Origin of the sequence: Dyella sp. 2YAF14 (assembly GCF_052114725.1) — a bacterium.
Classification (GTDB): domain Bacteria; phylum Pseudomonadota; class Gammaproteobacteria; order Xanthomonadales; family Rhodanobacteraceae; genus Dyella.
Genome location: NZ_JBFRFH010000003.1, coordinates 1 through 13,662 on the forward strand (window position 1 = coordinate 1; position 13,662 = coordinate 13,662).

10 protein-coding genes are annotated in these 13,662 nt (G+C 60.4%); 9 read left to right on the forward strand and 1 reads right to left on the reverse strand.

Annotated elements, in window-relative coordinates; genetic code table 11:
• Positions 1–36 precede the first annotated feature (36 nt).
• Positions 37–1,263: an IS256 family transposase gene (locus tag AB4Y82_RS06220; RefSeq protein WP_441611163.1), complete on the reverse strand. Its 1,227-nt coding sequence runs from the start codon at positions 1,261–1,263 to the stop codon at positions 37–39.
• On the opposite strand from AB4Y82_RS06220, the gene guaD reads away from it, so the two are divergent.
• The 9 genes from guaD to AB4Y82_RS06265 all read left to right on the forward strand — a co-directional run bounded on the left by guaD (position 1,262) and on the right by AB4Y82_RS06265 (position 13,609).
• Positions 1,262–2,335 carry a guanine deaminase gene (guaD, locus tag AB4Y82_RS06225; protein ID WP_441611164.1) on the forward strand — a complete coding sequence of 358 codons (1,074 nt, stop codon included), beginning with the start codon at positions 1,262–1,264 and terminating at the stop codon, positions 2,333–2,335. The two genes, AB4Y82_RS06220 and guaD, sit on opposite strands and share 2 nt — an antisense overlap.
• 40 nt (positions 2,336–2,375) lie before the next feature.
• Positions 2,376–3,662, forward strand: a complete 1,287-nt coding sequence (locus AB4Y82_RS06230) for an MFS transporter (protein WP_441603937.1) — start codon at positions 2,376–2,378, stop codon at positions 3,660–3,662.
• A gap of 17 nt (positions 3,663–3,679) precedes the next feature.
• Entirely contained in the window at positions 3,680–4,972 is a 1,293-nt protein-coding gene (locus tag AB4Y82_RS06235; protein WP_441603936.1) for an MFS transporter, read from the forward strand.
• 350 nt (positions 4,973–5,322) lie between these two features.
• Positions 5,323–6,426 (forward strand): AI-2E family transporter, encoded by a 1,104-nt coding sequence (locus AB4Y82_RS06240; RefSeq protein ID WP_441603935.1) that lies wholly within the window; start codon positions 5,323–5,325, stop codon positions 6,424–6,426.
• Between the two features lie 57 nt (positions 6,427–6,483).
• Positions 6,484–6,960, forward strand: a complete 477-nt coding sequence (locus AB4Y82_RS06245) for an ion channel (RefSeq protein WP_441603934.1) — start codon at positions 6,484–6,486, stop codon at positions 6,958–6,960.
• A gap of 307 nt (positions 6,961–7,267) precedes the next feature.
• Positions 7,268–8,599: a putrescine-ornithine antiporter gene (potE, locus tag AB4Y82_RS06250; protein ID WP_441603933.1), complete on the forward strand. Its 1,332-nt coding sequence runs from the start codon at positions 7,268–7,270 to the stop codon at positions 8,597–8,599.
• A gap of 38 nt (positions 8,600–8,637) precedes the next feature.
• A complete protein-coding gene (locus AB4Y82_RS06255) occupies positions 8,638–9,585 on the forward strand; it encodes an amino acid ABC transporter substrate-binding protein (protein WP_441603932.1) in 948 nt (315 codons plus the stop codon).
• 146 nt (positions 9,586–9,731) lie between these two features.
• Complete coding sequence (locus AB4Y82_RS06260) at positions 9,732–11,207, forward strand: DcaP family trimeric outer membrane transporter (protein ID WP_441603931.1); 1,476 nt, start codon at positions 9,732–9,734, stop codon at positions 11,205–11,207.
• Between the two features lie 68 nt (positions 11,208–11,275).
• Positions 11,276–13,609: an Orn/Lys/Arg decarboxylase N-terminal domain-containing protein gene (locus AB4Y82_RS06265; protein WP_441603930.1), complete on the forward strand. Its 2,334-nt coding sequence runs from the start codon at positions 11,276–11,278 to the stop codon at positions 13,607–13,609.
• Positions 13,610–13,662 lie beyond the last annotated feature (53 nt).

Below are 13,662 nucleotides of genomic sequence, written 5' to 3' on the forward strand. Positions count from 1 at the left end.
GGGCGTGTGCAGAATTTTGTGTAACCGGGGTTTGGGTTACCGCTGAGGAAGTCGTTCCTCGAACTGAATCGTAAAGCGGTTCAATGCAGCCTTCCAGTCGCGGATCGGCAGCGTCCATTTCTTGCTGATGTTGCGCAGGGCCAGGTAGAACAATTTCACCAAGGCTTCGTCGCTCGGGAATGCACCGCGATTCTTGGTCAGCTTGCGCAGGCTCATGTTGACCGACTCGATCGCGTTGGTGGTGTAGATCACCTTGCGGATCTCCGGCGGATAGTCGAAGAACGGAATCAGCCGCGGCCAGTTACGCCGCCACGACTGCCCGATCGGCAGGTACTCCTTATCCCACTTCGCCTCGAACTCGCCGAGCCGTTGCTCGGCCTCCTCGGCAGTGGCGCAGGCATAAATGCGTTTGAGGTCAGCCGCCACCTCCGGCCGCCGCTTCCACGATACGTAGTTCAGGCTGTGCCGCACCATGTGCACGATACACAGCTGCACGGTGGTGTGCGGAAAGACCGCTTCGATCGCTTCGGGGAAGCCCTTGAGGCCATCGACGCAGGCAATGAAGATGTCCTGCACGCCGCGGTTGCGCAGCTCCGTCACCACCTGCAGCCAGAACTTGGCGCCCTCGGTTTGCGCCAGCCACAGGCCCAGCACCTCCTTCTCGCCGGCCATCGTGACGCCGATGGCCAGATACACCGCCTTGACCCGCACCGCGCCCTCGCGCACCTTCACGTGGATGCAATCCAGGTAGACGATCGGATACACCGGGTCGAGTGGCCGGGCTTGCCATGCCTTGACCTCATCGACCACCGCATCGGTGACCGTGGAAATCAGGCTGGGCGACACCTCCGCCCCGTACATTTCTTCCAGATGTGCCTGGATCTCGCGCACGGTCATGCCGCGCGCATACAACGACAGGATCTTGTCGTCGAAGCCGGCCCAGCGGGTCTGGTGCTTGGGAATCAGTTGTGGCTCGAAGCTACCGTGCCGATCACGAGGGATCTCAATCGGCAGCTCGCCGAACTCGCCCTTGAGGGTCTTGCGGCTGCGCCCGTTGCGCGTGTTGCCGGCCACGTTGGCGACCGGTTCGTGCTTGTCGTGACCGAGGTGCTCGGCCATCTCCGCATCCAGCGCCCGCTCGACCAGCAGTTTGGTCAGCTGTTTGAGCAGGCCGTTCTCACCGATCAGGTCTTCGGGCTTCTTGTAGTTGGCCAACAGGCTGCTAAGCAGCTCGTCGGGCACGTCGTGCTTGCGTGGACTCATGGTGTCTCCGGGTCAGGTGGCAGTGTCCTGCCAAAGGCCCGTTTACACAAAATCTAGGACACGCCCCGAACGCAAGTATGCCGACAAGGCTTTTGCCGCTTCGGTGGCCAAGGTGTTTCTGAATGAGTGCCTGAAAAACGGCATCACGACTAACTGTATCTATTGCACTGTATTCCCGCAGTCTGTCGACGCGCTCTTCGAGGAGGCCGAGCGCCTTGGCATGCGCATTGCGGCGGGCAAGGTCTTGATGAACCGGAATGCGCCGGACTATCTGCTCGACACCACGCAAAGCGGCTATGACGACTCCAAGGCGCTGATCGGCAAGTGGCACGGGCGCGGTCGCCTGATGTATGCGATCACCCCCCGCTTCGCCCCAACCAGCACCGCCGATCAGCTCGAATCAGCGGGCGCGCTCTGGAGCGAATTCCCCGATTGCTATATGCAGACTCATGTATCGGAGAACCGTAGCGAAGTGGCCTGGGTCAAGGAGTTGTTCCCTGATAGGAAGGGCTACCTGGACGTTTACGACCATCACAAGCTTTGCCGCCCGCGTGCCGTCTTCGGCCATGGCATCCATCTGACCGATGACGAGATGGACTGTATGCATGCGACCGGATCGGCGATCTCGCATTGCCCGACTTCGAATTTCTTCCTGGGGAGCGGTTATCTGGATGTATTCCGCGCTGCAGACAAGCGCAGACCGGTACGCGTTGGCCTGGGAACGGACCTGGGTGCAGGCACATCGTTCTCCATCCTGCTTACGCTCAACGAAGCCTATAAAGCGGCCCAACTCAACAACCATGCGCTCACAGCTGGCCACGCCTACTACCTGGCGACACGGGGCACGGCGCACGCGATGTATATCGAGGACAAGGTCGGCAGCATCGCCCCCGGCATGGAGGCCGACATTGTCGTTCTCAACATGAAGTCGACGCCGATCATCGAGTATCGGATGCAATTTGCAAAGGACATTCATGAGGCGCTGTTCATCCAGATGACGCTGGGCGATGACCGTGCCGTGCAAGCCACTTATGTCGCCGGTCAATTGCGCTACGAGCAAGCGAAGTCGTGACCTCGCGCGCTGACGACCATCTCATTAGAGGAGATCTGCCATGTCCGCCACTATGGTTAATTCCCCAAGCCAGCCTGGCACTGCCGTACTCGGCGGCGGCATGGCATGGTGGGTGTGGACGTTATCGGTCATCTTTGTTGTTTATCTCTTCAGCTTCCAGACCGGTTACTCGATCGTCAACCCCAGCGTGCAGAAGGACGTCGGGTTAACGATCGCCCAGGTGGGCGCCATCGCGGCGGTCTACACGTGGGTCTTCGCGATATTCCAATTCTTCGGCGGCGCTTTGCTCGATCGCATTGGTTCGCGGCGCGTACTGCCGGTTTCGATCGCGCTGGTCACGATTGGCATCTTCATCTTTGCCAACGCAAACAACTACGGCATCTTGCTGGTTTCCCAGATCGTGGTGGCTATCGGATCCTGCACGGGCTTCGTGGGGGCGGGGTACATCGGCGGGCAATGGTTCGGCATGGCGAAATTCAGCTTCATGTTTGGCCTTGTGCAAGTGGTCGCTGCACTGACGTCAGCATTTTCAGTGAACCTGATCGGGCTTGCCCTGAACTCCATGACCTGGAGAGCGCTCTTTAATGCGACCGGCGTTTTTGGCATTGTCCTGTTCGTTGTCGGCCTGCTGTACATCAAGAATCCGACACCTGTCGTCCACCACGATGGCGATGGCTCGGGTGGCTTCTTTACCGGCGTACTCAAGAGCATGGCCGAGGTGGCAAAGATCGGCCATGTCTGGGTGGCGTCGCTGGGCGGCGCTCTATCGTTCGGTGCGATGCTTGCGCTCGGCGTGGTCTGGATGCCGAAGCTCTTGATGGTGCACCGCTTAAGTGAGAGCGCCGCGGGATTTGGTGCCTCGCTGCTTTGGTTTGGTCTGGCTATCGGCAGCGCCGTCATTCCGCATTGGTCCGACGTCATCAAGCGGCGCAAGCTTCCCATCATCCTTGGTGCGGCTGTCCAATTGGCGGCGCTACTAGCACTTGTGTATCTGCCGGATGTCGGCACGGCGATGGCAATGACCATGTGCTTCATCTTCGGCTTTGCGAATGCTGCGCATATGTTGGCCTTCAGCAGTGCCGCTGATGTCGTGCAACCCAGGCAGATCGGAACCTCGGCCGCCATCGTCAACGGCATCATGTTCATTCTCGGTGGCGTGCTGATCAGTCGGCCGGGCGTGAGGATCGGACTTGGCGTCGAGTCCGGGCTGCAGCCCGCATCGTTACCTCTGGCCCAGTACGCCAGCCTGCCGCTCATTATCGCCTGTGTATTGGCCCTCATCGTGGGTCTACTGATGAAAGAAACCTATCCGGGTAGCGGTCACTGAGGCAAAGGAGTAGGGCCATGGGCGGTGCTGATCCCGATGTCCGGCAGGGCGCCTCTAAGGCGTGGGGCGTGTGGCTGATCGCGGTGGCGTTTGTGGTCTATTACTTCAGCTTTCAGACGGCCTACTCCATCGTCAACACGAGCGTGCAAAAGGACGTAGGCCTTTCCATCGCCCAGGTTGGCCTCATTGCGGCGCTGTATACCTGGGTATTCGCGATCTGCCAGTTCCTCAGTGGCCCGTTGCTGGACCGCCTGGGTGCCCGGAGAGTGCTGTTGCCTGCGATCGTGCTGGTCATCCTCGGCATTTTCGTCTTTGCCAATTCGAAGAACCTCGGCATGTTGTTGCTCTCGCAAGTGTGTGTCGCCTTTGGCGCTTGCACTGGCTTCGTGGGGGCTGGCTATATCGGGGGGACATGGTTTGGCTGGGCGAAGTTCAGTTTCATGTTCGGCCTGGTGCAGTTCGCCGCCTCGCTCTTTTCCGCGTTCAATCAGAACCTTCTGACCTGGGCGCTCTCCATGTCCTCATGGCGTCCTCTGTTCAACGGCATTGCCGGCATGGGCATCGTGTTGCTTGTCGTGGCTGTGCTGTGGTTGCGCGACTTCCCGTCGGCAGCGAGTGCGCCTGGGCAGACGGCGGGGTCATTTCTCACTGGCGTCTGTCATTCGCTGCTTGAAGTGGGAAAGGTGCCGCACGTATGGGTGGCTGCCGCCTTCGGTGCGTTGTGTTTCGGAGTCATGCTGGCCTTGGGGGTGGCCTGGGGGCCCAAGCTAATGACCTTGCGCGGGCTCGATCCTGGCATTGCGAATCTGGCGTCCTCGCTCTTGTGGCTCGGGCTGGCCGCTGGCTGCTTCATCGTGCCGTCCATTTCCGATCGCTTGAAGCGGCGAAGGTTGCCCACGCTCGTTGGTATCGCGATTCAGATTGCTGCGCTCGCGTTGTTGCTCTATGCGCCTCCCCTGGACATGGCCTTGGATATGGCGCTTTGCTTTGCGTTCGGCCTCGGCAACGCCGCGCACATGCTGGCATTCAGCACGGCAGCCGATGTAGTTCCCCACGAAAACATCGGTACGTCGGCGGCTATCGTCAACGGCATCATGTTCATTGTAGGCGGCATCATGATCAGTCGACCAGGTTTGCTGGTAGGCGCGGGACTGGAGGGCGGCATCGCTTCAGGATCATTGGCGATGGCGCAATACGCAGCCAGGCCACTTCTGATAGGTGTGTGCCTCGCCTTCGCCATCGCTTTGCTTATGCGTGAAACCTATCCGAAGGCCGGAGCCGCTTTGAGCGTAACGCCCACGGCAAATTAAACCGGCACATGAGTCTCCAAGCCATTTGAATGAGATGTAGATTCGACAAGGGGCGGATGCCATGCCTAGAGCCAATATCATCGTAGTTGTGGATGACAGGGACGAAGTTGCTGCTGTCGATGCCTGGTTTGCAAGGTGGCGCTCTGCACTAAGCCACGTTTCCGAAGATTACGGATGGAGTTGCTGCGTACACATCTGGCAACTCGAGGGACCGGCAGAGGCCTTGGCCGAGTTGCCGCCATCCATCGTTACCCGTGGCGAGTGGTCCAGCTAGCGAGTAACGCTGAGTTTCGCGTTGAAATTGCAGTCCACAGGAAAAGTCAAAACTCTGTCGTAGAAGGTGCCCATCCATGTACCTCAAGTCAATGTACGAGAGAGCCCTGTCCCGCGGGCTGCTCGATGTCCTGATCCGCGCCGGGCTGATCGCCGCGCTGGTGATCTTTTGCTTCGAGATCTTCAGTCCCTTCCTTCACCTGATGCTCTGGTCGGTGATCCTCGCGATCACCCTCTATCCCCTGCATCTCAGGCTGCGGGGGAGGCTGGGCAATCGCGATGGCCGCACGGCAACCCTGATCGTGTTGATCGCCGTCGTCATCCTGATGGTGCCGGTCTACCTGTTGGGCACGTCGATGACCGAGTCGGTTGAAAAGGCGCTGGACGTGGTCAAGGAGGGTAAGGTCCGCATTCCCTCGCCGTCCGAGTCGGTGGCCAGCTGGCCGCTGATTGGAAAGCCTCTCTATGGCTTCTGGTTGCAAGCAGCCACCGACCTGACCGGCCTGGCACAGAAGCTCGCGCCGCAACTGAAGGAGTTCAGTCTTATGGCGTTGGGCAAGCTTGCCAATGCCGGCCTGGGTTTTCTGATGTTCATCGCTGCCCTGATCATCGCCGGCATCCTCATGGCCTTCGGTGAAAGCGGGGAACGCAGCGCGGTGAAGATTTCCTCGCGCATCTTCAGCTCGGGACGAGGGCCGCAGATCACTCACCTGTGCACTGCCACCATCCGGGCCGTCGCCCAGGGCGTGATCGGCATCGCCTTCATTCAGATGCTGCTGGTTGGCGTCGGCTTCGTGCTGATAGGTATTCCAGGCGCCGGCCTCCTGGCCCTCGCCGTGCTGTTGCTGGGCATCATGCAGCTCCCGGCCACCCTGATCACGATACCGGCCATCGCCTACGTGTTCGCCACGGAAGGCGCCAGTGTCGGCACCATCGTGTTTGCGGTCTATGTCTTTGTTGCGGGCCTGGCCGACAACGTACTCAAGCCGCTCTTGCTGGGCCGCGGCGTCGATGTGCCGATGCCGGTGGTGTTGATCGGTGCACTGGGCGGCATGGTCACGGGCGGGATCATCGGCCTGTTCATCGGCCCGGTGGCGCTTGCAGTCGGCTACCAGCTGTTCTGGCAATGGGTTGAGGAACAGCCGCCGATCGACGAACCATCGGCGCCAAAGCAGACCTGACCCGGCCGCGCACTCCTCACCGTTGCCTGCCGCCATCGATGCGCGGAGGAGGTCCCCGTGTTGCTCAATCTATTGATCGGCCTCCCCGTGATGTTGGTTTGCCTGCTGCTGCAGGCGTTCTTCCTCAACATCAGCCTGCGTCAGTATGCCCGCTACAAGCTTTCCCACAGGGGCAAGGAAACGGCAACGGGCAACGTATTGCTGCTGTACACGGTGCTGCTCCTGCTGACGCTTGGTTACTTCGCCGAGACCGTGATCTGGGCGGCGCTGTTCATGCTGCTTGGCGAGTTCGACGATTTCAAGACGGCGCTCTACCACTCGGGGGTCAACTTCGTCACGCTGGGGTATGGCGATGTCGTGATGTCCCCGCGCTGGCGCATGCTCGGCCCGCTTGAGGCGGCCAACGGCATTCTGATGTTCGGCTTATCGACTGCGGTGATGACTGCCGCCGTTATGGACATCATCAACCAGAACAAGGCCAGGATAAAAAAGAGCAGGCGCCCATGGAGGCTTCGTCGGCGTCGAAGCCAATAAAACTACCTAGGAAAACTTGGTATTTCTAATTCAGTAATTACGGCATTGCAGAGTTGTTGGCAGGTTCATGATTAACTAAGTATTTGGCCATATAGCCTTCCAAAGGATTAAGCGCGAGTATTTGCGACGGTTCACGCTGATTTGATTGATGGTGGCTCACTATCGATTAAAGATGTTTTTTGTTGCTTGAGAATTCATTTCACAGGGGCGGGGCAATTCATTGATCGACTGCCGGTCGTTTCGGTCGGCTGCGAGTGCTTGCGTGGCGGGTCGCGCTAACTCCGCAATTCGGAATTGGGAGGCGGTGATGAACGGCAGCACGAAGAAGATGAGCATGATGCAGCTAACCGTCCTGGTGGCGGTCAACATGATGGGCTCAGGCATCATCATGCTCCCGGCAAACATGGCCCAGGTCGGTGCGATCTCGTTGACGTCGTGGGCTGTCACGGCGCTGGGTTCCATGGCCATCGCCTACGGTTTCGCACAGGCGGGGCTGCTCAGTCAGCGCGCCGGCGGCATGGCGGCCTACGCTGAAGAGGCGTATGGAAAGGGCGGTTACTTCCTGACGTTCTTTCTGTACTTCCTGTCGCTTGCCATCGGCAACGTGGCGATCGCCATCTCAGCGGTGGGCTATCTCGCTGCCTTCTTCCCGTGGCTGTCGTCGACGCCCATGTCCACGTGCATCAGCGTGATCGGGTTGATCTGGTTGACGACGCTCGCGAACTTCGGCGGTCCGAGTGTCACTGGCAAAATTGGCTCGATCACCGTATGGGGCGTCATCGTCCCGGTGGCTGGCCTGTCGATCATCGGCTGGTTCTGGTTCAAGGGATCGACTTTTTCGGCCGCGTGGAATCCTCAAGGCTTGAGTTTCTTCAAGGGCATGGATTCGAGCATTGCACTGACATTGTGGGCCTTCCTCGGCATGGAGTCGGCGGCGCAGAACTCCGATGCCGTGGAGAATCCCAAGCGGGACGTGCCCATGGCATGCATGCTCGGCACGCTGGGCGCTGCCGTGATCTACGTCCTGTCCACCACGGTGATCCAGGGCATTGTGCCCAATGCGGAGCTGGCCAAGTCCACCGGACCGTTCGCGCTGGCGTACTCGCAGATGTTCAACCCGACCGTGGGCGCGATCATCCGCGCGCTGGCCATTCTTGCCTGCCTGGGCTCACTGCTGGGTTGGCAGTTCACCATCGCGCAAACGGCAAAGACGGCTGCCGAGGGACGCATGTTCCCGACCTTCTTCGCCAAGACCAACAAGATGACGGCGCCGGTCATCGGCATGATCGTGATGGGCGTGGTGCAGAGCCTGATGGCGTTGTCCACGGCATCACCCAGCCTGGGCGAGCAGTTTGCGGTGCTGGTCAACCTTGCGGTGGTGACCAACGTCATCCCCTATATTCTCGCGCTCTCGGCGCTGATGATCATGATGCGCAAGGCATCGGTTCCCCAACATACCTTCAGGCTCAACGCGTTCGTGGTTACCGTGGCGATGCTTTACAGCACCTATGCCATCTATGCATCCGGTATGGAGGCGGTGCTCGGTGCAACCATCGTGATGGCGCTTACCTTCGCCATTTACGGCTTCCTGGCGCCTCGCTTTTCGGCTCCCTTTGCCGGGGAGCCCCTGCGTGGATAACTCGCCGAGGCAGAACAAGGCTTTCCAGGAGAGACGACATGTCACGCATGAATAGTGTTGTTGTGCGTAACAGCCTGTTGCGCTGGGCGATGATCGGGCTGCTGGTGATGCAGGTGCCGACGATCGTGGCGCAGACCGTGAGCCCCGGCAGCGCTACGCTAGATCGCGTACGTGCGAGCGGCAAGTTCACCATTGGCTACTATGCCAACGCCCGGCCGTTCACCTATGAGGACAAGCCTGGCACCGCCGACGGCTACGCGATCGCCGTGTGCCGCCATATTGTGGATGCGACACAGGAGCTCTTGCACGCGCCCAATATTTCCACGGAGTTTGTGGCGGTCGACGCAGCCGATCGTTTCAAGTCCGTTGCCGAGGGTCGTGTTGACTTGCTCTGTGGGCCGTCCGCGCCATCCTTGAGCGCCATGTCCGAGGTGAGTTTCTCGATCCCGATACTGACGGGAGGCACCGGCGTGATGCTGCGCAAGGATGCGCCGGTCGCGTTGCGCGATCTGCTTGAGACGGGGGAGTCCGGTGGACGCCCGATCTGGCGAGGTTCGCCGATGCTCGCGGTGCTGCAGCAGCGCAACTTTGCCGTCATCGCGGGCTCGCTGTCCGAGAAGTTGCTCAAGGAGCGCCGCGACGAACTGAAGGTCAACAGCGTCGTTTCTTCCGTGCCCGACCTCGATACCGGCCTGAAGGAACTGCAGGATGGCAGGGTCGACGGATTCTTTGCCGAGCGCAATGTGCTTCTGGACCTGGCCAAGAAGGATGGGACGGGCCAGGTCGTCGTGCTCAACCGGGTTTTCGACAATGAGCCGTTGTCGTTGGCCTTGGCGCGCAACGACCCGGATTTCCGTCTGCTGGTCGACCAGGTGTTGAGCCGGCTCTATCGCACGGGAAAGATCAACGGGATCTATGAGCAGTACATGGGCAAGCCTGATCAGTCGGTCAAGGACTGGTTCCGCGATACGGCGTTACCCGAGTAGCGCCAGGAGGGCGCCGGCATACGCTTTGTGCCGGCGCCCTCTCGTTGTGTTTGGTTGAGCTGATGTCATTGCAGCGTTGAGGCGCCGCGCGAAGGTCCGGCACCAGCTTCCCGTTCAGTGCTACTAGGTTGACTGGAGGCATCAGCATGCATCGGCCATCGTTCGGCTTCATGCGACAGCAGACACTCCTGTGTGCGCCACTCCTGATAGGCGGTCTTGCGACCTTCAGTCCGGGGGCGATGGCGCAGTCATCGGAGACTGCAGAGCTCAAGGCACAACTGGAACAGGTCAAGGCGCAGATGCAGGCGCAGCAGCAGGTGATGCAGAAGATGCAGTCGCGCCTGGAGGAGCTGGAAGCAAAGGAGCAAAGCCAGGAAGCCACTGCCGCGCAAGCCAAGGCAGCGGCGCCAGCGCTGACGAGTTCGGCAACGGCTCCGCCGGCACCGACACCTTCCGGGCCGCCGCCCTACCGGCCGCCTTCTGCCGTTGCCGGCGCCTACGAACCACTGCCTGAAGGCTATGTGCGGCTGGGTGATACGGGCAATCTGCTCAAGATCGACCTGGTGGCGCAGCTGGATGCGATGGCCGACAGCACCTACATGGGCGCGGCGGATCTGTTTGTTCCCTCGTCGATCCCGGTGCGCGGACAGCCGCTCTATGACAGTGGGAGGCGCTCCACCATGAGCGCCAGGCAAAGCATCTTCCGCATGGATTTCCAGCGCCAGACCGATTACGGGACGCTCAAAGTCGTCTACAAGAACAACTTCTTCGGCAGCGGCAGCGGCGACATGCCGTACAACCTGCAGGCGTTCTACGGCGAGCTGGACAACGAACATTACTCCTTGCTGGCCGGCTACAACATCTCGGCGTTCACCGATATCGATGTGTTCCCCAACACGCTCGATTACGAGGGACCCAACTCGTTCACCTTCAAATATGGTCCGCAGATCCGCTTCTCACCCGTGCTGTACAGGAGCGGCGAGAGCGCCTTGACCTTGCCGATGTCGTTGGAAAAGCCCAATGCGGACATCAGCGTCATCGAAGGATTCAACACGTATTCGCGTCGCCCCGACATCACCCTCGGCTTGAGGTGGCAGGCGCCCAGCTGGCATGTCCTGTGGGCCAATATTCTTCGCGATCTGCGCGTGGAGAACGCCACGGCGCGCACGCGCAGCACGACGGGCTTTGCAACCCAGCTGACCGGCACCACGGCCCTGTTCGAACATGACAGCGTCCAGGGATGGGCCAGCTACGGCAAGGGTTACGCCAATTTCCTGCAGGATATTTCAGGGCTTGGACTGGACGCCGCCTTTACGACGCAAGGCGACCTGCGCGCCATCCGCGCACGAGGCTACGGCGCGGGTTACACGCACGCCTGGCGCGAAGACCTGACCTCAAGCGTGGCCTGGGGTTATCTCAGGATCAGCCCACAATCGAACATGCTGATCAATCCGGACCAGCCCAAGAGCACCAAGTTCGGGTCGATCAACCTGGCCTGGAAATTCAGCGAGCGCGCCATGTTCGGTGTGGAGTACCTGTGGGGCCAGAACATTGCGCTTACCGATCTGCGTGGGCAGGGACAGCGTCTGCAAACAACGTTTCGCTATGACCTTAACCCCTGAGGTCGCGCGAATGCGCCGGGTTACCGCCTGTATCGGCAACGCTTGAACTGCACCGGAGTACGCACCTCATGTCGATGAATCATCCATGGATTCTTTTTGTCTCCACCGACTTGCCGAACGAGGGATCGGCCTTCCGGCTGGCGTTGTCCCGCCTGGGCAAGGCCATCGAAGATCGCGGCATCCAGGTCGTGCAGGCCATGAGTGGCGAGGACGGCCTGGCGATCGCGCGCGGCAAGCCCTCGTATTCGGCGGTGGCGATTGACTGGGATCTCGGTGAGACCGGGACGATGGCGGAAGAGTCGGCGATGAAGATCGTGCGTGCCGTGCGCGAGAAGTCGCTGAAGGTGCCGATCTTCCTGCTGACGCGCAGCATCCAGACGCCCGACGTACCGTTGAGTCTGATCTCGGAGGTGCGCGAATACGTGAACGTCGGCAGCGAGACGCCCGAGTTCTTTGCGCGCCGCCTGCAGTTCGCCATCGACGACTATCACAGCGGCCTGCTGCCGCCGTACTTCAAGGCGCTCAAGAAGCTCACGGAAGAGGGCGCGTATCAGTGGGATGCCCCGGGCCACATGGGCGGTGCCGCCTATCTCAAGCATCCTGCCGGCGCGGAGTTCCATGAGTTCTTTGGCGAGAACATCATGCGGGCCGACATCGGCATATCCAATGCGGAGCTGGGTTCATGGCTGGATATCGAGGGGCCGCCGGCCGATTCGCAGCGCATGGCAGCGCGGGTATTTGGCGCGGATTGGACGTTCTACGTGCTCGCAGGCTCGTCAGCCTCCAATCGCATCGTGGTCCAGGCCTGCATCGGCAAGGACGAGATGGTCATTGCCGACCGCAACTGCCACAAGTCGCTCAACCATGCGATGACTTTGTCAGGGGCGCGGCCTGTTTATTTTCAGCCCAGCCGCAACGGCTACGGCATGATCGGCCTGATTCCTCCCAAGCGTTTCTCCCATGCGCATATCCAGAGCCTGATCGCCGATTCGCCTCTGTCGGCGGGCGCCAAGTCGAAGGAACCTGTCTACGCCGTGGTCACCAATCCAACCTATGACGGGTTGCTGTACCACGTGGACAAGGTGGTGGAGATGCTCTCAAGCAGCGTCCATCGCGTGCATTTCGACGAGGCGTGGTACGCCTACGGAAAATTCCATCCGCTTTACAAGCATCGTTTCGCGATGGGTGTGCCGCGTGACATCAAGAATCGCCCGACCGTCCTCGCCGTGCAGTCGACGCACAAGATGCTTCCTGCATTCTCGATGGCGTCCTATATCCACGTGAGCAACAGCAAGCGTGGTGAGCTGGCGATGGCGCCGGTGAAAGAAGCATTCATGATGCATGGCACCACATCGCCGTTCTACCCGTTGATCGCGTCGCTGGATATCGCCTCGGCCATGATGGATGAGCCATCGGGCCCGGCCCTGCTGCGCGAAACGGTTGACCTTGCCGTGGCGTTTCGCCGGACGGTCGCGCTGGTCGGTCAGCGTCTGCAGGACGACGGGCAATGGTTCTTTTCGCTGTTCCAGCCACCGCGTGTTCCCATCAAGGGAAAACAGGTTCCATTCCATGAGGCGCCGCTCGATGTACTGGCCGAATCGACAGCGTGCTGGACCTTGCGGGCTGGCGACGCCTGGCACGGCTTGCCGGACGATGTGGTCAAGGATGATTTCTGCATGCTTGATCCGACCAAGGTCACCATTCTTTGCCCAGGCACGGATGCCAAGGGCAAGTTGGCCAAGCGCGGCATACCCGGTGCGGTGTTGACCAAGTTCCTCGATGCGCGTCGGCAGGCGATTGCGCGAACCGGCGACTACACCGTGTTGGTGCTGTTTTCCGTGGGCACCACGCAGGGCAAGTGGGGCACCTTGCTGGAGACCTTGCTGTCGTTCAAGCGGCTGTACGACCGCAATGCGACGCTCGAAGAGGCGCTGCCCGACCTGGTGCATGCCTATCCCGATCGCTACCGCGAGATGACCCTGCCGCAGCTGTGCGATGAGATGCACGAGGCGATGAGTGAGCTCGATCTGCAGGCGATGGCGAACAAGGCCGGCGAGACGCTTTCCGAGCCTGTTTTGACCCCGGCGGAGGCTTATCAGCATCTGATTCACGGCACCACGGAAGAAGTGCGCATTGCCGATATGCCAGGGCGGATCGCCGCGCTAATGATTGTTCCGTATCCGCCGGGCATTCCCGTGCTGATGCCGGGCGAGCGCATGGATCCCAAAGGCGGCCCGATCTTTCGCTTCCTGCAGGCCGTGGAGGCCTATGGGCGCAAGTTCCCCGGCTTCGCAAGAGAAGTGCAGAACATGCACGCCGATGCCAATGGCGATATGTGGGTGCGCGTCGTGCTGGATAAGCAGGTTGCGGCCAAGCAGGCAAAGGCTACGCGCAAAAAATGAATGGTGGGCCGTGTCAGTGACGAACGATCACGGCGCGCAGTGGGTTTCAGATG

Coding starts and splice junctions, on each gene's coding strand:
- guaD (WP_441611164.1), top strand. CDS start 1,262: ATGGTGTCTCCGGGTCAGGTGGCAGTGTCCTGCCAAAGGCCCGTTTAC.
- AB4Y82_RS06220 (WP_441611163.1), bottom strand. CDS start 1,263: ATGAGTCCACGCAAGCACGACGTGCCCGACGAGCTGCTTAGCAGCCTG.
- AB4Y82_RS06230 (WP_441603937.1), top strand. CDS start 2,376: ATGTCCGCCACTATGGTTAATTCCCCAAGCCAGCCTGGCACTGCCGTA.
- AB4Y82_RS06235 (WP_441603936.1), top strand. CDS start 3,680: ATGGGCGGTGCTGATCCCGATGTCCGGCAGGGCGCCTCTAAGGCGTGG.
- AB4Y82_RS06240 (WP_441603935.1), top strand. CDS start 5,323: ATGTACCTCAAGTCAATGTACGAGAGAGCCCTGTCCCGCGGGCTGCTC.
- potE (WP_441603933.1), top strand. CDS start 7,268: ATGAACGGCAGCACGAAGAAGATGAGCATGATGCAGCTAACCGTCCTG.
- AB4Y82_RS06255 (WP_441603932.1), top strand. CDS start 8,638: ATGTCACGCATGAATAGTGTTGTTGTGCGTAACAGCCTGTTGCGCTGG.
- AB4Y82_RS06260 (WP_441603931.1), top strand. CDS start 9,732: ATGCATCGGCCATCGTTCGGCTTCATGCGACAGCAGACACTCCTGTGT.
- AB4Y82_RS06265 (WP_441603930.1), top strand. CDS start 11,276: ATGTCGATGAATCATCCATGGATTCTTTTTGTCTCCACCGACTTGCCG.